Genomic DNA, 25,262 nt, shown 5'->3' on the forward strand with positions numbered 1-25,262 from the left:
AATTAGAATTTTTCGGGTTTAAGCAGTACGTATACCATGTATACAAACACTGCCAGAGAGATAATAAATAACGCTAACATAGTTTTCAGATTTGCTCGAACCAGTCGATAGATTTAAAAATGAACCAGCACAAAACGAGTAAGGCTGCCAGTAATAGTAGAGTAAGCATGTGCATCTGTTTTGGTTACCCCAATGCCAAAACAAATACCAATACTAAGAGAGGTATTTATAAGGTGTTGAAATACAATAAATTAATCTGAAATTATAGATTAATAAAATTCTAATAAAACGAAAAACCCTTCCAAAATGGAAGGGTTCGTTTTCAAAATGAAAGAAAAGCATCAGCTAATCTTGTATTCGTCAATTTTTCGGTAAAGGGTAGTTAGGCCTATGCCCAGCAAACGGGCCGTTTCGGTTTTGTTACCCTGGGTATGGGCAAGTACTTTCTGGATATGCTGCTTTTCAACCATCTGTAAGGCAAAGGTGTTGCCCTGGTAGTTGTTTTGCCTAAACCCCGGTGGCAGCAGGTCGGTGGTAAGCGTATCGTCATCCGCTAAGATTACCACGCGTTCCATCATGTTTTTTAATTCGCGGATGTTACCTTTCCAATGATGCTGGTGCAGGTTTTGTAAAAAGTCGGTTCCCATTTTCATGGATGGTTTGCCATTCAGGGCAGCAAAGTGCCGCAGGTAATAATCAGCCAATAAATCAATATCCTGTTCGCGCTCATTAAGCGATGGCAGTTGTATGGTAAAAACTGATAAGCGGTAGTACAAATCAGACCGGAACTTACCGTTATCAGCATCTTGTTGCAAATCGCGGTTAGTAGCGGCAATAATGCGCACGTTAACCTTGGTAGGCTGGGTATCGCCTACTTTAATAAAGGTTTTATTTTCGAGCACCCGCAATAATTTAGCTTGCAGCTCAATGCTCATCTCACCAATCTCGTCTAAAAATATAGTGCCATGGTTAGCTTCTTCAAACAGGCCCTTCTTGTCTTTTAATGCACCAGTGAAGGCGCCGGCTTTGTAGCCAAAAAGTTCGCTTTCTAATAGTTCGGCGGTAAAGCTGCTGCAGTTAATGGCCACAAAGGGCATCTGGCGGCGTTCGCTTTCGTAATGTATAGCCGAGGCAAAAACCTCTTTACCAGTTCCGGTTTCGCCAAGCAGCAGCACCGTAGTATTGGTGGCTGCAACCTTACGGGCCAGTGCTATGGCATTGACAATTTGGGGCGACTTGCCAATAATGGCCGATAGCATGGTTTTACTTTGTGCTTTGCTGTTTTCTTTAAAAGCCTGGTATTGTTGCTGGGCCTTTTGCATAGCCTGGTGCACCAATGGGATAATCCGCTCGTTATCGTCGCCTTTGGTAATGTAATTAAAGGCACCGTTTTGAATTGCCTTTACACCATCGGGTATATTGCCATAAGCAGTCAGATTAATGACCTCGGCAAATGGCTTTTGTTCTTTAATGGTTTTAACCAGCTCAACGCCGTTTACATCCGGTAGTTTAACATCGCTTAACACCACCAGTACGTCTTCGTGCTGGCCTAATTGTTTTAACCCTTCTTTACCAGTTGCTGCTTGTAAAACGGTAAAACCTTCCAGCTCAATAATGCGGGCCATTAAGCCACTCAGCTTTTTCTCGTCGTCAATAATTAAAATGGTGGGGCGCATATGGGGGCTGTAGAATTATAGCAACTAATTGCTTAAAATGAAAAGTGGTGCAATCTAAATATTTATCTCCGAATGATAAAAGTTTAAAAGCCGAACCCAGTATTTATGTTCGGGCGGAGGTAACTAAAAGCAAAATTTACGCTGATGTAGGTTTGATGAGTCAGCTTTTGCGTCAATATTCGCTTAAAACAAATTTAAATAAAATGCTGCTGACGTTTTTTTAAGTAATTGATAGTAAGTAACATAAATCAAATAAAGCTTAAATAAGCCTATATTCTGTTGTTACAATTAGGATAAACTGAGCGTCTGCTTTTTCTTTGCTTACCGATTAATAAAAAGGGCAAATGAGACGCTGCTTAAAGTAGTAATCTATTTGTCCGGGTGGCTGCCAATGCCACACCTAACCTGTAACTAACCATTTTGTATACCAAATTATAAGCGTTTAAATGCATATGCAGAAAAACTATTATCTAACTTTCATACTTCTTTTGCTGGTGATAACGGCAAAAGCACAAACCATTACTTCGCCCGATAAAAACCTGACGCTTAAGTTTGCTTTGGCGGCTAATGGCGTACCTACTTACCAGCTTACTTATAAACAAAAGCAGGTGATTAAAACCAGTAAGCTTGGCATTGAAACCAAAGATGTACCCTCTTTTTTAGATGGTTTTACAATTGCCAAAACCGAACAGCAATCTTTCGATGAGAGTTGGAATCCGGTATGGGGCGAGCAGAAAACCATCCGCAATAATTACAACGAGTTGCTGGTAACACTGGCCCAAAAGGTAGTAAAAGGCCGTTACATCCGCATCCGTTTCCGGTTGTTTAACGATGGCTTAGGTTTCCGTTACGAGTTTCCGTCGCAGCCTAACTTAAACTATTTTATTATCAAAGAAGAGCATACGCAGTTTGCTTTGGCCGGCGACCATAAAGCATTTTGGCTGCCCGGAGATTTTGATACTCAGGAGTACGAAACTGTTACCTCAAAACTGTCGGAAGTAAGAGGCAAAATGAAGGCGGCCGTTACGCCTAACGTTAGTCAGACTACTTTTTCGCCAACAGGCTTGCAAACGCCGTTGATGATGAAAAGCCAGGATGGTTTATACATTAACATCCATGAGGCCGCGCTGGTAGATTACTCGTGCATGTCGTTAAACCTGGATGATAAAAACTTTGTGCTTGAGTCGTTTTTAACGCCTGATGCCATTGGTGATAAAGGGTATATGCAGGCTCCAACGCAATCACCGTGGCGCACCGTAATTGTAAGTGATAAAGCAGGGGATGTGCTATTGTCTAAACTGGTTTATAACCTAAACGAGCCTACCAAGTTCAAGGATGTATCATGGATTAAGCCTGTAAAATACGTAGGTGTTTGGTGGGAAATGATTACCGGCAAAAGCACCTGGGCTTATACCGACTTGGAAAATGTACAGTTAGGCATTACCGATTACTCTAAAACTAAACCTAACGGCAAACACGGCGCCAACACAGCCAATGTTAAAAAATATATAGACTTTGCTGCCAAAAATGGTTTTGATGCCGTATTGGTTGAAGGCTGGAACGAGGGCTGGGAAGATTGGTTTGGCAAAACCAAAGACTTCGTTTTTGATTTTGTAACTCCTTACTCTGATTTTGATGTGAAAGAACTGCATCGCTATGCGGCCTCAAAAGGTGTTAAAATCATCATGCATCATGAAACCTCAGGTTCGGTACGTAATTATGAGCGTCACTTAGATACTGCCTATAAGTTTATGGTAGAGAATGGTTATAATGCCGTAAAAAGTGGTTACGTAGGGCAGATTATCCCTCGTGGCGAGCACCATTACGGCCAGTGGCTGGTTAATCATTACCTGTACGCCGTAACTAAAGCGGCAGATTATAAAATTATGGTTAATGCCCACGAGGCTATCCGCCCAACGGGTTTAGCGCGTACTTACCCTAACCTTATTGGCAACGAGGCGGCCCGCGGTACTGAGTACGAATCGTTTGGCGGTAACACGCCCGACCATACTACCATTTTGCCATTCACCCGTTTAATTGGCGGACCAATGGATTATACGCCGGGCATCTTCCAAACTAAAATCAGCGCTTACAATCCGGAAAATAACTCGTTTGTGCATACTACATTGGCTAAACAACTGGCGTTGTACGTAACCATGTACAGCCCGTTGCAAATGGCGGCCGACCTGCCCGAAACTTACGAAAAGTTTGCAGACGCTTTCCAGTTCATCAAAGATGTAGCGGTAGATTGGGACGAAAGTTATGCCCTGGAAGCCGAGCCTGGTGATTACATTACCTTGGCCCGTAAAGCTAAAGGCAAAAACGAATGGTACATTGGTAGTGTAACTGATGAAAACGCCCGCGTGGCTACAGTGACTTTCGGCTACCTGCCTAAAGGTAAAACGTTCGAAGCAACTATTTATGCCGATGGCAAGGATGCCAGCTTTGATAAAAATCCGCAGAGCTACAGCATCCGCAAAATGAAAGTAAACTCAAAAACCGTACTGAAACAGGAGGTTGCTCCCGGTGGTGGCTTTGCTATCAGCGTAAAATAATTTTTGTTATATATTAGGTTGAAGCCGTAGGACCGAAAGGTTCTGCGGCTTTTTTGTTGGATTTCCGAGCGGCAACACTATAATTTACAATTCTTTAAACAAGGTATTTTATAATGCGTCCTGTAGCTTGCAAATATTAGTCGTTTGATAAGCCAAGATGAAGTCTCATTAATAACGTGTTCATATAATGTGGTTAATTATGGCTACCTGGCGCGGTAATCATGATGTATATCTTCGTATCACTTGAGCATCAAGAAGAAAGCCGTGCTCCCTTAAAAGAAGTACAGCTTTCAACTTAATTTGGGTAACCTGTATAAGGTTATTTAGAAGCCTGTAATTTTATCCTTTTACCTACGGTAGGGTGCACTTTTAATATGTTGCCTTGTTTATCAAAATTCAGGCTGTCTATACAAAGCTGTCTAAGCACGTAGGCTTCTTTTTGCGGATAAATACGGTGATACAAAATGTAATCTTGATTACCGACTTTAAAGGTAGTATGGTGCCCCGGGCCAACTACCAATTTATCTGCCGAAGTATTCAAAATTAACCGGTGGTCATCCTCTTTAAAAGGGCCTAAAGGTGTTGGGCCAACAGCATAACCTACCTGGTAAGTATCATCAATGGCTTTACCTTCCGAAAACATCAGGTAGTATTTACCCTTGCGTTTTAACAAATGTGCACCTTCAAAAAAATGAGGAGTAGTCACATCTTCGGGTTTACCATCAAAGGTGTACATGTCTTTCTTAAGTTTAACCGCCATGCAATGGCCATTTTTCCAGTTATAGCCCGATCCCCAATACAAGTAGGCCTGGCCGTTATCGTCAATAAAACAATCCGGGTCAATATTATGCACTAAAGGGAAATCTGTATATTTTACCAATGGGCTATTATCTGGTTTAATGTTCTTCCAGGGGCCAAGCGGCGCATTGCTTACTCCGGCCCAAACCTCGCTGCCCACAGCTACATACATATAAAACTTACCGTCTTTGCCTTTTACTACCGAGGGTGCCCATACCATGGAGTCTTTTGAGGTAGGGCTGGTACAAGCCGCTTTGGTTGGCCAGTTAATATGGTGGCGTTTAAATGTTTTAAAATCTTTAGTTTCAAAAACAGCTAACTCCTTACTGCCCCATGGGTCAATAGTAGCATAAATAAAATAACTATCGCCATTTTTAACTATGGTTGGGTCGGCAAAGTAGCCATCTACGATGGGGTTTTGCGGCGATAGCATTTTTTGAGCAAAGCCGGGTGAGAGCAGGAAAAAAAATACGGCAAAGAAAAAATAGAAGGGTTTGTTCATGTAAGTATAAATGAGACTGAAAGTTAAATGCCTGTCAAAATAAATGCATCTTGCCGGATAAGAGCGTTTTAGTCTATCATCCGCCGCAGTGTTAACCGCTGTTAGCAGGATGCAATTTGCTTGAGCTTTTAAAACTATAAAAAATCAATCAGGTCTGTAGGTTATTGCAAAAACAAAATGATAAAAAGCGGTGCGCTCTTAAAAACAACTTTAAGGTGTTTGATAGCTAATGCTAACTGGTTTTCGACAGAACGTTTAGAAATGCCCAAAGCGTCAGCAATTTCCTGATTACTTAAATGATCCAGTTTACTCATCTGAAAAATAGTTTGGCAGCGCTTGGGCAACTGGCTTAAATGCCGGTATAATTCAGTTTTGAGTTCTTGCTCCTGTATTTTTTCATCGCCTTGGTTTGCTACCGAGCGAGCGTCTTCAAACACAGTAAAATCAGTTGGCACCAATGTAAGTTTAGCGGCCCGCTGGTGGTTGTAAATCTGGTACCTAACGGCCCTTGTTAAAAAGCTTTCAAAATGCTGTATTTCAAGCGTCTGCCTGCGTGTCCAGATGTTTAAAAAAACATCATGCACAATCTCTTCGCTTAACTCCTGGTTTTGGGTGTAGTTGTATGCCGCATAGAAAAGCTTTTTCCAATACCGGTTAAAAAGCACAGCAAAAGCTGCTGTGTCATTACTACGAATGGCGCTCCACAAATCAACATCATTAAACAAACCTGGCGGCATATAATTGGATTTTTAAAGGTATGAAAGCTTTTTGACAATGCAAACTCCATGATTTAGAGCATCAAAAAAAATAAAAAAAGTGTGTGAGTTAGTGCAGCCTTTCTACACTATGTAGGTAAACCAATTATTTTATCTTTCATGATCAGTAAAGAGCAGTATATACTTCTTTATGAAAAATTTTTGCAAGGGCAGTGTACGCCCGAGGAAATAGCATTGCTTGATGCTTATCAGGATGAGATAAATTTAAACGGCGAAAACGTTAGCGCAAAAGAGGTAGACGAAAATGCTGTACAGCATCGTCTATGGCAGCGGCTGCAAAATCATATAGACGTTGCATCCGAGCCGACACTACAAAAAACATCAGGTTACCTTTGGTTAAAAATTGCTGCGGTTTTGTTAGTAGTGATCTCATTTGGTCTTTTATTATTTAACTACACACGGGTAAATAAACCGCAGAACCAGTTTGGCAGCGTTAAAGGCGGTGCAGCGCAAATAAAAGCTGGTGGTAACAATGCTTATTTAACACTGGCCGACGGAACGGTTATTAGCCTTAATGGCGCCGGTGACGGCGAGTTGGCTAACCGGTCGGGCATTCAGATTACTAAAGCCAAAGATGGGATGCTGGTTTACAAGTTTGTAAACACGAAAGGTACTAAGCCTGCAACCAATGAGATAAATACCATTACAACGCCGCGCGGCGGCCAGTACCAGGTGCAACTTGCAGACGGTACCAAAGTTTGGTTAAATGCCGAAACCTCAATCAAATTTCCGGTTACGTTTAATACTAAGCATCGTGATGTAGAATTAACAGGCGAAGCTTATTTTGAAGTAGCCAAAAACAAACATCAACCTTTTACGGTGCACGCTAACGACACTAAAGTGCAGGTATTAGGTACACATTTTAACGTGAGTGCCTATGACCGTGATGCTGTATCTACTACATTACTCGAAGGCTCTGTGAGATTGGTAAAGCAAAACGCTACGGCAATGCTTAAGCCAGGTCAAAACGGAACTACTGAGCAAAACCGGCAAGATATAAACGTACAAAAAGCAGATATAGAGCAGGATATAGCCTGGAAAAACGGTTATATTATATTTAACGATGCCGATATTAAAACCGTCATGAAACAAGCTGCGCGATGGTATAATGTAGACGTAGAGTATCAGGGAAGTTTGTCTGATCAGCGTTATAATGGCAAAATTTCAAAATACAAGGATATAACAGAACTGTTAACTAACATGGAATTGACTGGTACAGTCCATTTTAAAATTGAAGGAAGGAGGATAATCGTGATGAAGTAAAATTTACTCTCCGGTTATCTGTAAAAAAAATCATCAGGAGCGTTCGCACCGCCCCTGACGATATAAAAGTTTCAGCCTTGAGAAGCTGAAATGTCGGATAATCTTCTTAATCGTTTCTACAACCAATTATCAACTAACCAACATTCAAATGTATAAAAATTTCACTGCAATTACTTGCGGGGCTCGCTCCTGCATTGTACCTAAATTTTTGAGAATAATGAAATTAGCGCTTGTTTTGTGGGTAGCAACTATGTTGCAGGTAAGTGCTGCAAGCTATGCCCAAAAAGTAAGCCTCGACGTAAAAAATGCCCCGCTAAATGAAGTACTGAATACGCTGAGTAAACAAAGCGGATATAATTTTTTATATACTAATGCCGCACTTAAAAGCAGCAATCCGGTAAGCGTTTCACTAAAAAACGAATTACTGAGTGAAGCATTGGAGCAATGCTTAAAAGGACAGCCGTTGAGCTTCGTTATAAACGGTAATACCGTCATTATAAAAAAGAAGGAAGATTCTTCTGCTCTTAATATTTCATCTGCAGCATCCGTTGTGCCGATAAAAATAACAGGTACCGTTGTTGATGCCAAAGGTGCGCCATTGCCGGGTGTAACAGTTAAGGTTAAGGGTGTACAATCGGGTACGCTTACCGGCGTAAATGGCAATTTCGCTATCAACGTTCCAGACAATGACGCAGTGTTAGTGTTTTCTTATGTCGGTTTTGTTACGCAGGAAGTACCTGTGGGCAGCAACACCAATTTGAAAGTGGTTTTAGCCGACGACGACAAGACACTTACCGACGTGGTGGTGGTAGGCTATGGCACTAAAAAGAAAAGCGATTTAACAGGTAGTATAGCTTCGCTTAGTTCTGACGAGATTGTAAAATCGCGTGCCCCAAATGCACAAGAGGCATTGCAGGGTCGTATGCCCGGAGTAGACGTAAAACGGAGCTCGGGTAAGCCCGGAGCCGATATGACGATCGAGATCAGGGGCGTAAACTCTATATATGGCAATACCCAGCCCTTGTATGTAGTTGATGGTATCCCGGTAGCTAATATTAACGACATCAACCCGGCCGACATTGAGCGTATGGATGTGCTAAAAGACGCGTCCTCTACAGCAATATTTGGTTCGCGCGGTGCTAATGGGGTGGTTATTGTAACTACCAAACGCGGTACCAGGGGAAAAACAAAAATTAACTATGACGGCTATGTAGGTTTTGTAAACCCCTACAACTTGCCTAAAGTTATGGATGGTGCCAAGTTTGTTGATTACGCCCGCGAATACTACCGCACGCTTGGTACTAACGTAACGCCCAATGTTAACTATACCGATGCTCAGATATTTTCTCCTACAGAACTATCTAACATTGCAAGTGGCAACTACACCAACTGGATTGACCTGATTAAACGTAACGGGCTGCAAACCAACCATAACTTATCAATAACAGGAGGAGATGAAAAAACGCTTTACTTCTTGTCGGCCGGTTATCAGCAATATGAAGGTGCTTTAAAGGTAGAGAATACCAAAAAGTACACGCTAAAAGTGGGATTAGAAAAAACGCTGAATGATGTGGTAAAAATCGGTGCCTCTATTTACGGCACTTATGCCGATTTTAATTTGGGCAGTGGCGAGGTATTTAGAAGTGCCTACCGCTTACGCCCCACCGGAAGCGCTTATAATGCCGATGGTTCACCAAGGTTTTTTGCTTACGAAACCGAAGCTCAGATAACTAATCCGTTATTTGACTTTGATAACGACCTGCGCCGCAATCAATACATCCGCATGCTGCCAAACCTGTTTGCGGAAGTTAATATTCTTAAAAATTTAAAGTTCAGGTCGTCTTTTACGCCCGACATTACTTTCCAACGCTCGGGAACTTATACAGATACCTACTCAAAAATAGGTGCAGGTACCCGGCCAAATGCAGCCACCAATGGGGCAAATCACCTGTTTAATTACACGCTGGATAATCTGCTTATCTATAATCAAAACATTAATAACGATAATAAGCTGGAATTTACCGCAGGTAATTCACTTAATTATTACCAGCAGGATAATAACCTGATTTCGGTAACAGGTTTACCTTACCGCTCGTTGTGGTACAATGTAGGCAACGTTACTACCATTAACGGCATTGCACCATCTACTACGGTATCCAGCGCTTACAGTAAGCAAAATATCAGCTCCTTCTTTTTTAGAGGTAACTATACCTTAAAAAACAGATACCTGTTAACCGTTACCGGCAGGGCAGATGGTAACTCTATTTTTTCTAACGGCAACAAGTGGGGTTTCTTCCCATCGGCCGCATTGGGTTGGGTAGCCAGCGAAGAAAATTTTATTAAAAATATATCAGCAATCAGTTTTCTAAAATTCAGGTTAAGCTACGGTAAATCGGGTAATGCTGCGGTAAATGGCACTTACTTTTATCCTTACGTAACCCAATCGGCCGTTACTACCAGCTTTTACGATTTTAACGGCAGCACAGCCAATGGCTCGGCCATCGTAAACCTGGCGCCTGCCGATCTTACCTGGGAGAAAACAACCGAGTACAATGCCGGTATGGAACTTAACGTGCTGAAAAACCGCATTGCCTTTACCTTTGATTATTATAACAAAACAGCTAAGGGTACCTTACTGCCGCAGCAAATTCCGGCTGCTAACGGTTACAGCACCGTAACGGCCAACGTTGGGTCAATCCGCAATAGCGGTATCGAAATCGGGCTGAATACCACTAATATTAAATCGTCAGATTTTAAATGGAGCACCAGCTTTAATTATTCAAAAAACAATAATAAGATTATTGACCTGTTTGGCAACGGTGCCAATGATGTGGGTAACGCGCGTTTTATCGGCCAAAAAGCCCGTGTATTGTATAACTACAAAATCATTGGTGTTTGGCAAACCAGCGAGGCGTCACAGGCCGCAACCTACGGGCAAAAGCCGGGGCAATATAAATTGCTGGACGTAAACGGCGATGGCAAGATTACTGCTGATGACCGGGTAATACAGGGCAGCGATATCCCTGATTGGTTTGGCGGCATCACTAACAATTTCAGTTACAAAAACTTTGATTTTGGAATTACCGTTTATACCCGCCAAGGTACCACCCAGGCAAGCACCTTTTTAGACCAGGCCATGAACGGCGACCAGGGCCGGGCCAGGTTTGGCGCGTATGACCGCAGCTATTGGACAACTACTAACCCAAGCAATACCTGGGCTAACAACGCCATTGAAACCGATGCAACGCGCAGGTTGATTGCTACTTACCAAAACTCGTCATACACTAAAATTAGTAACATGACTTTAGGGTTTACGGCACCTAAAAACTTAGCATCAAAAGTAGGGATGAGTAACCTGCGTATTTACGCTACCGCTTACAATCCATTTATCTGGACCAAGTTTATAGGATGGGACCCGGAAACTGCCGATTTAAACTCATTTGGTTTGCAGGATTTCCGTACCCGCACATTTATTTTAGGTGTAAACCTTACTCTGTAATTTAAAAAACTGTAACATGACTGCTATTAAATATTTAAAAAACAGCGTACTGTTTTTCTTATTCGCCATCATCGCAACCGGCAATACCGGCTGTAAAAAATATATCGAAGAAACTAATCTGGGTGCAGCAACCGACCAGTTGTATTATGTAACCAAACAGGGTTTCGAAGATTTGGCCAGGTCTAACTATCCTAACCTGCGTTATGTTGTGAGCATGAGTTCGCTTTATAACCTTGGCACGGATGTGTACACCTCCTATGCCACAACGGATGTTAACCCGCTAAATATTTACAACGTCTCCCTTAACTCGTCATTAATCGACGTAGATAACTACTGGAAGCAATTGTATTATACTATAGGCGGAGCCAATACTACTTTGTACTGGGCAACACAAGTGCAGGGAATGGATGCTGCCACCTTAAACGCCCGCGTAGGCGAAGCAAAAGCATTGCGGGCATACTGCTATTACTTGCTTGCCGAAACCTTTGGCGATGTGCCGCTGGTTTTAGATCGTACCGTAAGTGTAAACGTATCTTTTACCCGTACACCCGAAAAAGATATTTACACGCAGATTATTAAAGATTTAATGGAGGCTACCACCGCTTTGCCCGCTACTACCACCGATTTTGGCCGTATTACTAAAGGTTTTGCCCAGCAATTACTGTCTAAAGTTTACCTTACCCGTGGGTATAAAAGCTACGGCGCAGGAGCAACTGATTTTACGCAGGCAGCATCGCTTGCCGAATCGTTAATTACGAGCGGCACCTACTCACTGCGGCCACAGTTTTCTACGCTGTTCGATCCTACGGTTGCTAACTTTCAAGTAAATTCTGAGGTGATATTTTCTGTGCAGTACAGCACCAATGTGGCTACTAACCCGGTTTATTTTATGGGTAAAACCGGCGTTCCGGCTGTGGCAGGCGGTTCGGCCGCCTCGGGTACTGCAGTTGTAGGTAATGTGTTGCAGCAGTACTTTTTATGGGATGTACAAAACGTGCCAACTATAGGTAGGGCAGCTTTTTACAACAAGCCCAATGCTGCCCATACAGCCGTTCCCGACCCGTACTTTTTTTCGTTATTTGATAAAGCGCGCGACAGCCGGTACCAGGCCAGTGTGTGGACAGGTTTGTTAGCGCAAACCGCCGGTACATTAAACGGAAAAACTTTTGCGGTAGGAGATACCGTTATCTATTATCCTGATGTTGCTTTTACCGCAGCGCAAAAAGCAAATCGTAAATATTATGTTATTAATCCCGATGAGTACCGCACATCGCCATTTACGGGTAATACGCGTTCTTTTCCGCTGTTTAAAAAGTTTAGAGACCCTAACGCAGCATTTGCTGATAATGGTGGCACACGCGATACTTATGTTTTTAGATTGGGCGAAACTTACTTACTGGCTGCCGAAGCATTTTTGCAGGCTGGTAATTTGCCAAAGGCATTGCAGTATTTTAATCTGTTACGGGCAAGGGCTGCCAGGCCGGGTAATAACCCAAGCACCGGCACGTCATATGCCAGCGAGTTACAGGTAAGTTCGTTAACGCTCGACAACATCTTAGATGAGCGTGCACGCGAACTGGCCGGAGAAGAATTCAGGTGGTTTGAGTTAAAGCGTACCGGTAAATTAATCAGCCGTACGCTGGCCTACAACGAAGAAGCCCGTGCCGCAAATACACTGCAGTCGTTCCACTTGCTGCGCCCTATTCCGCAAAGCCAGATCGATTTAAATCGTGGGGCAGCGTTTCCGCAAAATCCGGGATATTAACTATGTTTGTCATTCTTTAATTTATTTCAAAGCGTACCGCCGCAATAGTGGTACGCTTTTTTGCATTTTATTCTCTTAGCAATTATAGGGGTATTAAAGTGCTTATCTAAATCATCTGTAACATGAAAAAGATATACTCAATAGTTTTGCTAATGTGTGCGCACTTGGCAGTACATGCTCAAAAAAATTACACCATCGCCAATTACGGAGCTAAAATAACGCTGCCTGATAATGCATCGGCAATACAAAAAGCTATTGATGATGCATCTGCAAACGGTGGTGGCAGAGTAATTGTTCCGGCAGGTAATTTTGTAACAGGCCCCGTTAAACTTAAAAACAACGTCGAGCTTCATTTAGCTGAATATGCCGTTTTATTAGGCAGTACCCATCGGTTAGATTTTGCTGAAAACAGCATGGCGGTAATATCGGCGCTGGGCCAGCACCATGTATCGGTAACTGGTAAAGGAACCATTACCGGGCAGGCACATTTGCTAATGGCAGATGTATTTAAGCAGTTGCGGGATGGAAAGATACAGGACGAGCAATGGCTCACTAAACGGCCTACTGAAAAAAACCGACCTAACTTAATTTTCTTTAAAAACTGTAAAGATGTTAAAGTAACCGGCATTAATTTGAAAGACGCTGCCAGCTGGATACAAAATTATAAAGAATGTGACGGCGTGGTTATAGATAGTATCTCGGTAAATAGTACCGCCTATTGGAACAACGATGGTATCGATATTGTAGACTCTAAGAATGTTAGAATTTCCAACAGCTTTTTTAATGCTTCTGATGATGCCATCTGTCTGAAATCAGAAATTGCTGATGGTTATTGCGAAAATGTTGTGGTAGAGAACTGCACATTGCGCTCAAGTGCCAATGGGTTTAAGTTGGGTACAGGTTCGGTTGGCGGCTTTAAAAATATTAAAGTAAGAAACATTACGGTTTATGACACCTACCGGTCGGCAATAGCGCTGGAGGCCGTTGACGGCGGCTTTATAGAAAATATAGACATCCGTAATGTAAGGGCAAAAAATACGGGCAACGCATTTTTTATTCGCTTAGGGCGTCGTAATACTGATAACCGTTACAGCAGTATTAAAGATGTACTGATTGATGATGTTAAAGTACAAATTCCGGCCGGAAAGCCTGATATAGGCTATCCGTTTGAAGGGCCGTTACCTAAAGTGCCGCCACACAATGTGCTGCCGGCTTCAATAGCAGGTTTGCCCGGGCATCTGGTTCAAAATGTAAATCTTCAAAATATCGAAATTACTTATGCAGGCGGCGCAAGCAAAGAAAAAGCTTATGTAAGTATCGATTCGCTTAATTCTGTTACCGAAAATGCCGCAGGTTACCCAGAATTTAATATGTTTGGTGAATTACCCGCATGGGGATTATATATTCGTCACGCTCAAGGTATACAGCTAAAACGTTTTATTGTAAATGTCGATCATGCTGACTTTCGTCCGGCAATGATTTTTGATGATGTAACGGGGCTGGCTTTACATGGTGTGTCAATCCCCGCAGGTAATCAATTGCCGGCAGTAGTGTACAAAGGCGTAAGTAAACTAAGTACTGTTGCTCTTACTATGCCTGTGGCAGCCGGAGCCATAAAACTTCAGAAATGATAAAAACAGATACACACTTAAAAATGACTTTCAAAACCTGGTTTGCTGCAATTATAGCTTGTGTTTTAATTACTGGCAATAATGCGGAAGCGCAAAATCTGGTAAATTATGTACAGCCTATGGCAGGTACGGCTATTGCCACTACAGCATCTGCCTTAAAACATGGCTCGGAGCTAACGGGGGCACGTTTTGCTAATACTATACCTGCTGTGACTTTGCCTTTTGCCATGACCCAGTGGACGCCGCAAACCCAAATTAGCGAAACTAAGTGTGTACCGCCCTACTATTACCAGGATAAAGTTTTTTATGGTTTTCGCGGGTCGCATTGGATAAGCGGTTCCTGTATGCAGGATTACGGAAGTTTTAGTGTGATGCCTATCACCGGCCAGCTAAAAACCACCAATTACGGCGCAAACTTCGAACATGTTGATGAAATGTCGGCTCCGCATTTATATAGCATCAACCTGAAACAATACCAGCTGCATGCTGCCATAACCGGCACCGAGCGTTGTGGCCTGATGCAGTTTACTGCTGATAAAACAGACAGCTTGTACTTGCTGGTGAAAGCTAACAGTGATTACCATGAAGGTTATATACGGTTTAATGCCAAAACCGGCGAAATATCAGGTTATAACCCGGCGCATCGCATTTATCAGGGTTGGGGTAAAAGCGCAGGCTTTAACGGGTATTTTGTCATCAAATTTGAAAAAAGTATTGGCAATACAGGTACTTATGTAAACGATAAGTTGTTTAAAACCGATAGTGTTAAAAATGATGCAGGTGCTGGTATTTACGCCGGGTTTAAACTCAACAAAGGCGAAAAGCTAACCATCCGCATTGGTACCTCATTTACCAGTTTAGCCGGTGCCCGTAAAAACCTGCAAGCTGAAGCGCCCGACTTTAACTTTGACCGGGTAGCGGCTACTGCCAAAGCCAAATGGGAAAAAACTTTAGGACAAATTACGCTTACCACTACTAATGAGCGCGACAAGCGAATATTTTACACCTCGTACTACCATGCCATGCAGCAGCCGCGGCTTTTTAATGATGTAGATGGTAAGTACCCCCGCTTTGCCGGCAATTATCAAACTGAGCAATTGGCTGGTGGTAATTATTATGACGATTTTTCGATGTGGGATATTTATCGCGCTCAGATTCCGTTATTTGAAATTTTGAATCCGCCTTTCATCAATAACCTGTCTAAATCGTTATTGCTTAAAGGCAAGCAAGCCGGCTGGATGCCTATTTTTCCTTGCTGGAACAGTTACACCTCCGAAATGATAGGTGACCATACTACCTCAGTCATCAGCTCGGCCTATTTAAAGGGGATTACCGATTTTGATGCTAAAGAAGCCTATCAGATTTTAAGGCGCAATGCTTTTGAGCAGCCTGCCAGCCATGCTGATTATGTAGAAGGTAAGGGCCGCCGCGCGCTGGATAGCTATTTAAAATATAAATACATTCCGGTTGAAGACAGCGTGCTGGATGCTTTTCATAAAATGGAGCAGGTAAGCCGTACCATGGAGTATGCTTATGACGATTTTGCCCTGGCTCAATATGCTAAAAGCTTAAAAAACACAACTGATTACAATGCCTTGATGCAGCGTTCTAAATATTATGCCAATGTGTTTGATAAATCGACAGGTTTGGTGCGGGGCAGGCATGCCGATGGTAGCTGGATTACTCCTTTTAAACCCGACCAGAAAGAAACCTACATTACCGAAGGTACGCCCCGGCAGTTTACATTTTACGTACCGCATGATGTAAGCGGCTTGGCTAAGTTAATGGGCGGCGCGACAAAACTCGAGCAAGCTTTAGATAGTCTGTTTAATAAAGGCGAGTACTGGCATGGTAATGAGCCCGGGCACCAAATTCCTTTTATGTACAATTATTCGCCCTCGCCTTGGAAAACGCAGGCAGCCGTGCGCAAAATATTGGCAGCCGAATACAGCGACGGGCCGGGCGGTTTAGGTGGTAACGATGATGCCGGGCAAATGAGTGCCTGGTATATGTTTGCCGCGATGGGCTTTTACCCGGTTAATCCGGTGTCGGGCGAGTATATGCTTTGCGCACCCCTGTTTGATAAAGTGTCTGTAAGTTTACCGGGCCAAAAAAAGTTTGAAATTGTTTGCCATAAAGGTAGCGGCGATGCTGCTTATATTCGTGCAGTTAGCTGGAACGGGAAACCTTATAACAGAAACTTTATCCGCTACCAGGATATGATGAAGGGTGGTAAGCTGGACATTTACCTGCAAAGCCAGCCCAACAAACAATGGGGCAGCAAGCCTCAAAATCAATCTGCCCTGTAATCGCCAGCCAAATTACCACGTTTAAAAATGAACAAACTCTGCATACTTTTCCTCCTATATACTTCTTTAACTGCTAAAGCATCGGCCGGCAATATAGAGCCCGACAGCTTAGGCAAAGCACCCGTACCTAAAGAAATTCAGGACCCCGAATGTTTGGGAATCAATAAGGAGCCTGCCCACGCTACGCTGATGCCATATGCCAGTTTAAAAGAGGCGCTGAAGGCCAACCGCCATGCTTCATCTTTTGCTCGGTCACTTAATGGTAAATGGAAATTTAATTGGGTATCGTGGCCGCAAAGCCGGCCCGAAGATTTTTACAAACCGGATTACGATGTATCTAAATGGAAGGATATCGAAGTGCCGTCTAATTGGCAGATTAAAGGATACGGTACACCGTTTTACCGCAATATAGGCTATACCTTTCAAAAGGATTTTCCGCGGGTGATGAGCGCACCACCTAAAACCTATACGGCCTATACAGACCGTAATCCGGTAGGAAGTTACCGCCGTAATTTTACCGTACCGGCCAATTGGAAAGGCGGACGCTTATTTATCACTTTCGACGGTGTAGATGCCGGTTTCTTTTTATGGATAAACGGCCAAAAAGTAGGTTACAGCGTAAATAGCCGTAATGCCGCCGAGTTTGATATTACTAAATACGTTAAAGCAGGCGAGAATACGATTGCGGCAGAGGTATACCAGTATACCACAGGCAGCTATCTGGAAGACCAGGATATGTGGCGGCTAAGCGGCATATTTCGTAATGTTACATTATGGCGCGCGCCAGAGCAGCATATCCGCGACTACTTCATCAAAACCGATTTAGATAAAAATTATAAAAACGGCGTTGCCCAAATTACCGCCAAAGTGATTAGGTATGCCGGCGTAGCTACAGGTAAGCAAAAATTAACGGCCACCATTTATCAGGGCGATAAAATGGTGGCTACGGCCCTAGTTGCCGTAAGCCCGCTGGCACCGGGCAAAGAAGCTGCCGTTAAACTTTCAATACCTATTACTAATCCTGCCAAGTGGACGGCCGAGACCCCTAATCTGTATACTGTAGTATTGAAGCTAAACGGAGCAATAGGCGAAACAGAACTGTTATCTCAACAAACGGGTTTTCGTAAGATTGAGATTAAAGGCCGCGTGTTTATGGTAAACGGTGTGCCTATCAAATTAAAAGGCGTTAACCGGCACGAGAACTGGCCCGAAGATGGCCATGCCATTACCGAGGCGCAAATGATTAAAGACATTGAGGTTATTAAACAAGGCAATTGCAATCACGTACGTACCTGCCATTACTCTGATGATCCGCGCTGGTACGAGCTATGCGACCAGTACGGGCTTTACCTCGTAGCCGAAGCCAACGTAGAGTGCCACGGCCTGCGCGACCGGTTTAACGAAGAGCCAACCATGAAAGGCGCCATTGTTGACCGCAACGTGGCCAACGTGCAAAGTTTTAAAAACCATCCATCGGTAATTATCTGGTCGCTGGGCAATGAGTGCGGCAGTGGTGGCAGTAACTTTAGGTATGCCTTGCAGGCCATCAACAAAATAGATGGTACCCGCCCAACTCATTACGAAGGTTTTGGGGTGGGGGCTAACAACCCGGCCAGTATTGATAGTAAAATGTATTCGCCTATTTTGCCGTATGAAAATCCGACGCCTAAACAGAAATTATTATCCTCAGTAGAGTTAACCGCTACAGATAAAAGCCTGACCAAGCCGTTTTACTTGTGCGAGTTTGCGCACGCCATGTTTAACTCTATGGGATCGCTTAAAGAATATGCAGATCTTTTTGATAAATATCCAACCATTTTGGGTGGTGCTATCTGGGAGTTTCAGGATCAGGGCATCTGGAACCGGCGCAACTCGGAGCATCCCATCCTGGCCTTTGGTGGCGGGTTTGGCGAGTTTCCGAACGATCATTATTTTATTCACAAAGGCGTAGTAGCGTCCGATCGATCGCCTAAGCCTCATTATCCTGAAATGAAACACGTGTTTCAATGGATAAGCGCAAGTGCCGAAGATTTGAATAAGGGAATGATCAGGGTACGTAACAAATATCAATTTATCAACTTAAGCGGTTTTAAAGCAAGTTACACCATTACTAAAAATGGCGAGGTTGAAACCTCTGGTAACCTGGATGTGAGTACTATTGCACCACGCTCATCTAAACTGGTACAAATTCCTTACAAAAGCTTTGCCTTTAAACCGGGCAATGTTTATCATGTGCGGATAGTCTTTACATTAAATCATGATGAACTTTGGGCAAAAAAGGGATACGAAATAGCATCTGATCAGTTTGAAATACCGGCCGCTGCGGTAAGTGCTGTGCCAATAATAGCTACTAACGAGCCTGTGAAACTGCAAGATGCCGGTTCGGTAATTACCGTGAACGGTAATGCATTCAGTGCTGTATTTAGCAAGCAGAGCGGTACTTTAAAATCTTTAATAAACCATGGGGCTGATATGCTGCAAAGCAACGGTGGCCCTATGCTGCACTTGTGGCGTGCCCCGCACCAGCGTGATGATATTTACGCAGATGACCAGTGGGAAAAGTTTGGTATTAAACAACTGTCATGGTCGGCCAGTGGTGTTAACGCCCGCCAGGTATCACCATCGCTGGTTGATGTATCGGCTACTTTAACGGGGACCGGTAAAAATAATTTTCAGGTAAAGCACCAGGTGGTTTATCATATTTACGGCAACGGCATTATAAAGGTAGATAACCAGGTTAACGCCAACGATGCCAACATCACCATTGCACGCATGGGTGTACGCTTGTTTGTGAACGATGATTACCAACAGTTTAGTTACTTTGGTCGTGGCCCGATGGAAAACTATGCCGACCGCAAAATTGGCTCTGATATTGGTGTTTACAGCAGTTCGGTAGCTGAGCAGTTAACACCGTACGAAAAGCCGATGGAATGTGGTAACCACGAGGATGTACGTTGGGCCTGGCTAAGAGGCAACGGTGGCCGCGGCCTTAAAGTTACTGCTACAACCTCATTGTTACAAGTAGCTGCATTGCCTTACAGTGACGAGCAGCTGGCACCGGTTGAATACCGGATAGATTTGCCTAAAAGCACTGCTACTGTGCTTACTATTGGCTATAAAACATTGGGTGTAGGATCTAACTCATGCGGGCCAACACCATTGCCGCAGTACACGGTTACTACCAAGCCGGCCTCGTTTACTTACACATTAAATTTAACCCATTAATTTTTTGTTAATGACTTCAGTTTCTTTTTTTCGTTTGCAGCAGCTTTTATTTGCCGGTGCTTTTTTGTTTCTTTTCTTTATTCAAGGCGTAGTTGTAGCTCAGCAAAAAGCATACAATATAGCCGATTACGGAGCAGTAGGCGATGGCAAAACCAACAACGCCGTTGCTTTGCAAAAGGCCATTGATGCGGCATCTAATGCAGGCGGGGGCAGAGTAGTAGTGCCATCAGGCGCAACTTACCTCACGGGGCCGTTTAACCTTAAATCGAATATTGAATTTGAGGTACAGGTGAACGCCCGTGTGCTGGCCAGTCCGGACGAAAAGTTGTACACCCAAAGTGCGTTTAAAGACAACAAGGGCGAAGGCTCGATTTGGATAGGCGGCCAAAACCTGAACAATGTAACCCTATGCGGTGCCGGTACCTTAGATGGCAACGGTATTTCTTTTATGGGTGCCGAGCTCGAAGATTCGTACGTGCTTAAACCCTTTAACGTGGTAGACCCTCGTCCGCATTTGTTAACGATAATGGGTGGCAAAAACATCCGTATCCGCGATTTAAACATCAAAAACTCGGCTTACTGGACAGTACACCTGATTGGTTGCGATGATGTAGCCATTGACAATATAACACTCCTTAACAGCCTCAAGGTGCGTAACAGCGACGGTATTGATGTTGACCATAGTAAAAACGTGCGCATCAGCAATTGTTATATCGAATCGGGTGATGATTGTATATGTTTAAAAAACCGTCGTGAGTACGAAGAATTTGGCGCCTGCGAAAATATTGTGGTCAGCAATTGTACCATGAGCTCGCGCTCATGCGCCATTAAAATCGGGTCCGAAAATATGGATCGTATCAGCCGGGTGCTTATCAATAACTGTATCATTACTAAGAGTAACCGCGGTATAGGCATCCAGAACCGCGATGAGGGTACGGTAAGCGATGTGATATTTTCAAATATTTTGATTGACTCGCACCTGTTTTCGGACGTATGGTGGGGTAAGGCAGAGCCTATTTATGTAACTGCCTACCGCCGCGCCAATGGCAATAACAAGGATGCAGGCTGGCGTTTCCCCAAAGGCCAAACCGAAGGCCGCATAGGCAAAGTAAGCAACATCACATTCAGCAATATCAAAGCTACCAGCGAAAATGGGGTATATGTAGGCGGCGAAACGCCCGGCATGGTATCCAACATCATGTTTGACCAGGTAGACCTCAACATTACCAAAACCACTAACATTCCGGGCGGTGTGTACGACCGCAGGCCAAGCAAGGTAGAAGGTTTAATTAAAGCCAAAATAGCCGGCTTTTATTTAGACGAATCAGAAAATATCACTATCCGCAACAGCTCACTAACCTGGGGCGCCAACCGGCCCGATTATTATGGAGGCGCCATTCAAAAAGAAAAGGCCAAACAGGTAGTGGTTAAACAGTTGGACGAGCGGTTTGAGAAGTAGTGCTGAGAGCATGACGAAATCAAAAAGCGCCTTTACAAATTTGTGAAGGGGCTTTTTGATTTCGGTTAACACCCGAGTAATTACCTTATTCCTTTTCTTTTAAAAATGAGATAACTGCATTGTTTACCGCTTCCGGGTTTTCTTCAAACATATAATGCCCGGTATCTGCTAAATGAACCAAATTATACTGTGCAGCCAGCATTGGCAATGCATATTGATAAAACCCATAAGAAACATTGCTGGCTATGCCCAAAACCGGCATTTTTAACTGGTTATAGCTTTTGGCATCTTCTATGTCCTGGTTAAACGTTTGGTACCACGCATTTGAGGCGCGTATGCGTTCCGGGTCATTGTAAATAGTGGCGTATATCTCCTTTTCAAAGTCGGATATCTTACTGTCATCTACCATTACATAGTCAAAAAGCCAGTCTAACAACAGGCGATACCTGCCCGCCAGTAACTGTTCGGGTAAGCCTTTTACCTGGTTAAAGCTCATCCACCAGGTGTAAGGCTGCTCATTATCTATTTTACTGCCAAAAGTACCGGGTGCAGGTAGTAAACGCATTTGCATCATGCCTTCGCCTGGATGTAGCCCATCAGCCACAATCAATTTTGCCACTACTTCTGGGTAATTGAAAGCTAAACTCATAGCCACCATACCACCGATATCGTGACCGAGTACATATACCTGCTGCAGCCCAAGTTGCTGGATGAAGTAATAGATATCGGCAGCCATGTTTTTTTTGCTGTAGCCAGATGCGGGCGTAGCAGAACTGCCCATACCACGTATGTCTGCCACAATAACGCGGAAGTGCTTTGCCAGTTCGGGTGCAACTTTATGGTAAGAATACCACGTTTGCGGCCAGCCTGGCAAACAGAGCAGGGTAGGACCTTTGCCACCCTCTACATAATGAATTTGCGTGCCGTTAACTGTGATAGTATGATTAGTGAAGCCTACCCACTGTTTGATAAGTTCCTGGTCGGTATATTGAATTTGCATAGCTGTTGGTTTTAAATGGTGAATGAAAAATTAAGCTTGTTTTTGCTGCAAGGCATCCGATGCCGATGTCCAGCTTAAACTCAAATAACGTGCATTATCAAGATGGGGATGATGAACTGCAAACATGCTGTATAAATACTGCATTTGCTGCCAGCGTGGGTAAAGCTCTGCCTCACCCTCCGGGTTTGCTTGCCTTTGTTTATTGATGACAGCCAGAAATTGTTCTAAGCTACCATCATCAGTTAATTTAAAAGCTTCACCATAAAGTGATTTACTTAGATCTGCCAAATCTTGTGCACTTATTTGAAAGCTTGCAATATGCAGATGTCGGGGAGTACTATCATCCAAAGCCGCCGCCGCTGTATAGGCCGCAGTGTCATTCACCGTAGTGAAGTCAATTTTCCAGTCCTTTTTACCTTCGTAGTAGGCAATAGTTTTGTTTCGAGTATCAAATAGCGGGATGCCATATTGAAGCACATAAGCAAACGCACCGTTAAATATGGATGTTGCTTTGATTTTACTATCATTAATCAAAGTTTCAAATTCTTTACGCAGATCAAAATTCCGATTAACGCCTTCAGGTAATTGGGTATAATCGGTACAAAAATCAGAGGGGATAAAGCGTGGAACGCCTACCTGTAATGCAGCACTGAGCAATTGTGATTGGGTAGTAACAATCACATCACGTAACCCTGCCAATGCAGACACTATACATGATACGTCCTCGCAGGCAGATAATAAATCAGTGGGTTTGTTAAAGTCAATTACCTTCACATCTACCCCAATATCCTGTAATGCTTTTGTTTTGGCCGGGTCACTTTGCGCACGTACAACGGCTCTTACCCCTGCTCCGCAGTTAATTAGTTGTTTGCATATTTGCTTTCCTAAATTCCCGGTAGCACCGGCAACTAAAATAATGTTTTTCATAGCTTGTGTATTTTGATACAGCAAAGCTACCGGCTTAATGAAATCCAAAAACTACCATTTGGTAGAAATCACACTATGGCAGATTTTTACGAATGCGGCTCAGTGCGTTAGGTGTGATGCCCAAATAAGAAGCTAATTGTTTTATAGATACATGTTGCATGACTCCCGGCTTTTTTAAAAATTCGAGATATCGTTCTTCGGCACTGAGGGTCTGAAAGCGAATAATTTCATCAATCATCCGTATGGCCATCCCTTCCCAAAGCTTTCGGCCAAATTCTTGCCAGGCGGGTATTTGCTTGTAAAGTATTTCCATTTCAGTTTTGTCAATATAGCAGAGTTCTGTAAGGTCAACTGCTTCTATATTAAATCTGGTAGGCCGTTGCGGACTTAGGCTGGATATTTCGGCAAAGAACTCATTGGGCAACACAATCCACGCTGTAAGTGATACTTCCTCTTCAAAAAAAAATCGCAATGCGCCGCTGTTAACAAAATAGTATTGATTGGCAATCTGACCCCGACGCAATAGCAACTGCCCTTTATATAACGTTTTGCTGCGAAATTTTGACACAATGGCCTGCAGCTCATCATCGTTTACTACAACCTGACTACTAATGAACGATTTGAGTTGATGCATTATGAGGGCTAATAATGAGGAGTTCTTGGTGAGTAAATTTAAAAAGTGTTTATCAACCTGAACGTTAGTCGATAAAATCTTAAGACGTTTTTATTAAATATTCGCAAAGTATTGAAAGTTAATGTGTTATATATAAATCAAGAACTTTTTGGATGATTTAGTGGCCAGTATCGATGCAAAATCAGATGATCAGCCAAATGTGCATGTAACGTTTTTAACCAACAAATATAAGTCACCAAATACTAAGCAATTTTTTGTAAAAGCTTGAATAAAATGTTTGCGTTTAAAACTTAATTGTTTTAGCTAAGTCGTTTTTTAGGTGTATACCAAATTTAACTTCTTTGTAAGGCTGGATTATAATTCTCTTAAAAGCGTTAAAAATTTATTGATAATCGATATATTTTATATGTTTGTAATCTTAGTTTAAAATAATGAATAATTTGGACAGGTGGCTGATAGGGCTGAAGACACTTTTGTGGATATCTGTTATAGGATTTGGGCTGACGTTGTATAATGCTGTGTACTTAGTTATCTCCTCTGATCATTTACGGGCGGAGGTACGCCTGAAACAAGGGCGCTTACCGCTGGAGAAAGTGGATGGTATTCAATTAAACAGCGGGACATTCGTATTTGAATCGGCCAATATTATAGATAGAATAGTATTTAGGCATACTCCCGAAAATTGGGATTTCCCACAGTCGCTGTTTGCCTTTTTAAGCTGTGCGCTTTTGCTTTACGTTAGTAGGAGTGTGAGCAGCCAAAATCCTTTTAACCTCAGAACTGCTAATGCTATTAGGCTTATGGGGCTGGTTTTTATTGGCTACGGATTAATTAATGTGGTTGCAGCCTACTATATGCGTTTGAGGGTTGGGCAACTCACTAAAGTAATGGACCTGCGCTATATATCATTTCCAAGTGATCTCACTTATCTTAAGTCAGGCGTATTTATTCTGATTTTTTCACTGATTTACCGCATGGGCGTAGTTTACCAGGAAGAAGCACGATTAACTATTTAAGCTATGCCAATCATTGTTAATGTTGATGTCATGATGGCCAGGCGCAAAATGTCGCTGAACGAGTTGCAACAAAAAGTAGGTATCACGCTGACAAATTTATCTATACTTAAAACCGGCAAGGCCAAAGCAATACGCTTTGAGACGCTGAATGCAATTTGTAAGGCACTGGACTGTCAGCCTGGTGATCTTTTAGAATACCGTTCTGATTAACAGTTTGTCGTTGCTCA

The 25,262-nt window shown here is 43.0% G+C and carries 17 protein-coding genes; 10 read left to right on the forward strand and 7 right to left on the reverse strand.

From position 1 onward, the window contains the following. Nucleotides 1-2: 2 nt before the first annotated feature. Both kdpF and AAGR14_RS04645 read right to left on the reverse strand, forming a co-directional pair. Entirely contained in the window at nt 3-80 is a 78-nt protein-coding gene (kdpF, locus tag AAGR14_RS04640; protein ID WP_342648730.1) for a K(+)-transporting ATPase subunit F, read from the reverse strand. Between the two features lie 261 nt (nt 81-341). Next, a complete protein-coding gene (locus AAGR14_RS04645) occupies nt 342-1,676 on the reverse strand; it encodes a sigma-54 dependent transcriptional regulator (protein WP_342647433.1) in 1,335 nt (444 codons plus the stop codon). A 494-nt stretch (nt 1,677-2,170) separates the two neighbouring features. Between AAGR14_RS04645 and AAGR14_RS04650 the strand changes: the two genes are divergently transcribed. Further along, on the forward strand, nt 2,171-4,231 hold the full coding sequence (locus AAGR14_RS04650; RefSeq protein WP_342647434.1) for a glycoside hydrolase family 97 protein: 2,061 nt from the start codon (nt 2,171-2,173) through the stop codon (nt 4,229-4,231). A gap of 319 nt (nt 4,232-4,550) precedes the next feature. Here the strand turns inward: AAGR14_RS04650 and AAGR14_RS04655 are convergent, their stop codons facing one another. Beyond that, on the reverse strand, nt 4,551-5,531 hold the full coding sequence (locus tag AAGR14_RS04655; RefSeq protein WP_342647435.1) for a family 43 glycosylhydrolase: 981 nt from the start codon (nt 5,529-5,531) through the stop codon (nt 4,551-4,553). 161 nt (nt 5,532-5,692) lie between these two features. Continuing rightward, on the reverse strand, nt 5,693-6,268 hold the full coding sequence (locus AAGR14_RS04660; RefSeq protein ID WP_342647436.1) for an RNA polymerase sigma-70 factor: 576 nt from the start codon (nt 6,266-6,268) through the stop codon (nt 5,693-5,695). Between the two features lie 138 nt (nt 6,269-6,406). Here AAGR14_RS04660 and AAGR14_RS04665 point away from each other — a divergent pair, with 138 nt between their 5' ends. From AAGR14_RS04665 to AAGR14_RS04695, 7 genes are all read left to right on the forward strand, one after another. Beyond that, nucleotides 6,407-7,570, forward strand: a complete 1,164-nt coding sequence (locus AAGR14_RS04665; RefSeq protein WP_342647437.1) for a FecR domain-containing protein — start codon at nt 6,407-6,409, stop codon at nt 7,568-7,570. Between the two features lie 217 nt (nt 7,571-7,787). Then, a complete protein-coding gene (locus tag AAGR14_RS04670; RefSeq protein ID WP_342647438.1) occupies nt 7,788-11,069 on the forward strand; it encodes a TonB-dependent receptor in 3,282 nt (1,093 codons plus the stop codon). A gap of 16 nt (nt 11,070-11,085) precedes the next feature. Next, nucleotides 11,086-12,834 carry a RagB/SusD family nutrient uptake outer membrane protein gene (locus AAGR14_RS04675; RefSeq protein WP_342647439.1) on the forward strand — a complete coding sequence of 583 codons (1,749 nt, stop codon included), beginning with the start codon at nt 11,086-11,088 and terminating at the stop codon, nt 12,832-12,834. A 122-nt stretch (nt 12,835-12,956) separates the two neighbouring features. After that, nucleotides 12,957-14,465, forward strand: coding sequence for a glycosyl hydrolase family 28 protein (locus AAGR14_RS04680; RefSeq protein WP_342647440.1), 1,509 nt, complete (start codon nt 12,957-12,959; stop codon nt 14,463-14,465). A gap of 23 nt (nt 14,466-14,488) precedes the next feature. Continuing rightward, complete coding sequence (locus tag AAGR14_RS04685; protein ID WP_342647441.1) at nt 14,489-16,774, forward strand: GH92 family glycosyl hydrolase; 2,286 nt, start codon at nt 14,489-14,491, stop codon at nt 16,772-16,774. Nucleotides 16,775-16,801: 27 nt separating this feature from the next. After that, nucleotides 16,802-19,999 carry a glycoside hydrolase family 2 TIM barrel-domain containing protein gene (locus AAGR14_RS04690; RefSeq protein WP_342647442.1) on the forward strand — a complete coding sequence of 1,066 codons (3,198 nt, stop codon included), beginning with the start codon at nt 16,802-16,804 and terminating at the stop codon, nt 19,997-19,999. Between the two features lie 10 nt (nt 20,000-20,009). Next, a complete protein-coding gene (locus tag AAGR14_RS04695; RefSeq protein WP_342647443.1) occupies nt 20,010-21,458 on the forward strand; it encodes a glycosyl hydrolase family 28 protein in 1,449 nt (482 codons plus the stop codon). Between the two features lie 85 nt (nt 21,459-21,543). Here AAGR14_RS04695 and AAGR14_RS04700 read toward each other — a convergent pair whose 3' ends face one another. The 3 genes from AAGR14_RS04700 to AAGR14_RS04710 all read right to left on the reverse strand — a co-directional run bounded on the left by AAGR14_RS04700 (nt 21,544) and on the right by AAGR14_RS04710 (nt 24,019). Next, the gene (locus AAGR14_RS04700; RefSeq protein WP_342647444.1) at nt 21,544-22,458 is read right to left on the reverse strand and encodes an alpha/beta hydrolase; all 915 of its coding nucleotides are present in this window, start codon (nt 22,456-22,458) and stop codon (nt 21,544-21,546) included. Between the two features lie 30 nt (nt 22,459-22,488). Further along, nucleotides 22,489-23,385 (reverse strand): NmrA family NAD(P)-binding protein, encoded by an 897-nt coding sequence (locus AAGR14_RS04705; RefSeq protein ID WP_342647445.1) that lies wholly within the window; start codon nt 23,383-23,385, stop codon nt 22,489-22,491. A gap of 73 nt (nt 23,386-23,458) precedes the next feature. Then, a complete protein-coding gene (locus AAGR14_RS04710) occupies nt 23,459-24,019 on the reverse strand; it encodes a Crp/Fnr family transcriptional regulator (protein ID WP_342647446.1) in 561 nt (186 codons plus the stop codon). Between the two features lie 431 nt (nt 24,020-24,450). Here AAGR14_RS04710 and AAGR14_RS04715 point away from each other — a divergent pair, with 431 nt between their 5' ends. Together AAGR14_RS04715 and AAGR14_RS04720 are read left to right on the forward strand one after the other, a co-directional pair. Beyond that, nucleotides 24,451-25,035, forward strand: a complete 585-nt coding sequence (locus tag AAGR14_RS04715) for a hypothetical protein (protein WP_342647447.1) — start codon at nt 24,451-24,453, stop codon at nt 25,033-25,035. Nucleotides 25,036-25,038: 3 nt separating this feature from the next. Beyond that, nucleotides 25,039-25,245, forward strand: coding sequence for a helix-turn-helix transcriptional regulator (locus AAGR14_RS04720; RefSeq protein WP_342647448.1), 207 nt, complete (start codon nt 25,039-25,041; stop codon nt 25,243-25,245). The last annotated feature ends 17 nt before the right edge of the window (nt 25,246-25,262 follow it).

The organism is Mucilaginibacter sp. CSA2-8R (assembly GCF_038806765.1).
In the GTDB taxonomy this organism is placed as follows: Bacteria; Bacteroidota; Bacteroidia; order Sphingobacteriales; family Sphingobacteriaceae; genus Mucilaginibacter.

Coding starts and splice junctions, on each gene's coding strand:
- kdpF (WP_342648730.1), bottom strand. CDS start 80: ATGTTAGCGTTATTTATTATCTCTCTGGCAGTGTTTGTATACATGGTA.
- AAGR14_RS04645 (WP_342647433.1), bottom strand. CDS start 1,676: ATGCGCCCCACCATTTTAATTATTGACGACGAGAAAAAGCTGAGTGGC.
- AAGR14_RS04655 (WP_342647435.1), bottom strand. CDS start 5,531: ATGAACAAACCCTTCTATTTTTTCTTTGCCGTATTTTTTTTCCTGCTC.
- AAGR14_RS04660 (WP_342647436.1), bottom strand. CDS start 6,268: ATGCCGCCAGGTTTGTTTAATGATGTTGATTTGTGGAGCGCCATTCGT.
- AAGR14_RS04665 (WP_342647437.1), top strand. CDS start 6,407: ATGATCAGTAAAGAGCAGTATATACTTCTTTATGAAAAATTTTTGCAA.
- AAGR14_RS04670 (WP_342647438.1), top strand. CDS start 7,788: ATGAAATTAGCGCTTGTTTTGTGGGTAGCAACTATGTTGCAGGTAAGT.
- AAGR14_RS04675 (WP_342647439.1), top strand. CDS start 11,086: ATGACTGCTATTAAATATTTAAAAAACAGCGTACTGTTTTTCTTATTC.
- AAGR14_RS04680 (WP_342647440.1), top strand. CDS start 12,957: ATGAAAAAGATATACTCAATAGTTTTGCTAATGTGTGCGCACTTGGCA.
- AAGR14_RS04685 (WP_342647441.1), top strand. CDS start 14,489: ATGACTTTCAAAACCTGGTTTGCTGCAATTATAGCTTGTGTTTTAATT.
- AAGR14_RS04690 (WP_342647442.1), top strand. CDS start 16,802: ATGAACAAACTCTGCATACTTTTCCTCCTATATACTTCTTTAACTGCT.
- AAGR14_RS04695 (WP_342647443.1), top strand. CDS start 20,010: ATGACTTCAGTTTCTTTTTTTCGTTTGCAGCAGCTTTTATTTGCCGGT.
- AAGR14_RS04700 (WP_342647444.1), bottom strand. CDS start 22,458: ATGCAAATTCAATATACCGACCAGGAACTTATCAAACAGTGGGTAGGC.
- AAGR14_RS04705 (WP_342647445.1), bottom strand. CDS start 23,385: ATGAAAAACATTATTTTAGTTGCCGGTGCTACCGGGAATTTAGGAAAG.
- AAGR14_RS04710 (WP_342647446.1), bottom strand. CDS start 24,019: ATGCATCAACTCAAATCGTTCATTAGTAGTCAGGTTGTAGTAAACGAT.
- AAGR14_RS04715 (WP_342647447.1), top strand. CDS start 24,451: ATGAATAATTTGGACAGGTGGCTGATAGGGCTGAAGACACTTTTGTGG.
- AAGR14_RS04720 (WP_342647448.1), top strand. CDS start 25,039: ATGCCAATCATTGTTAATGTTGATGTCATGATGGCCAGGCGCAAAATG.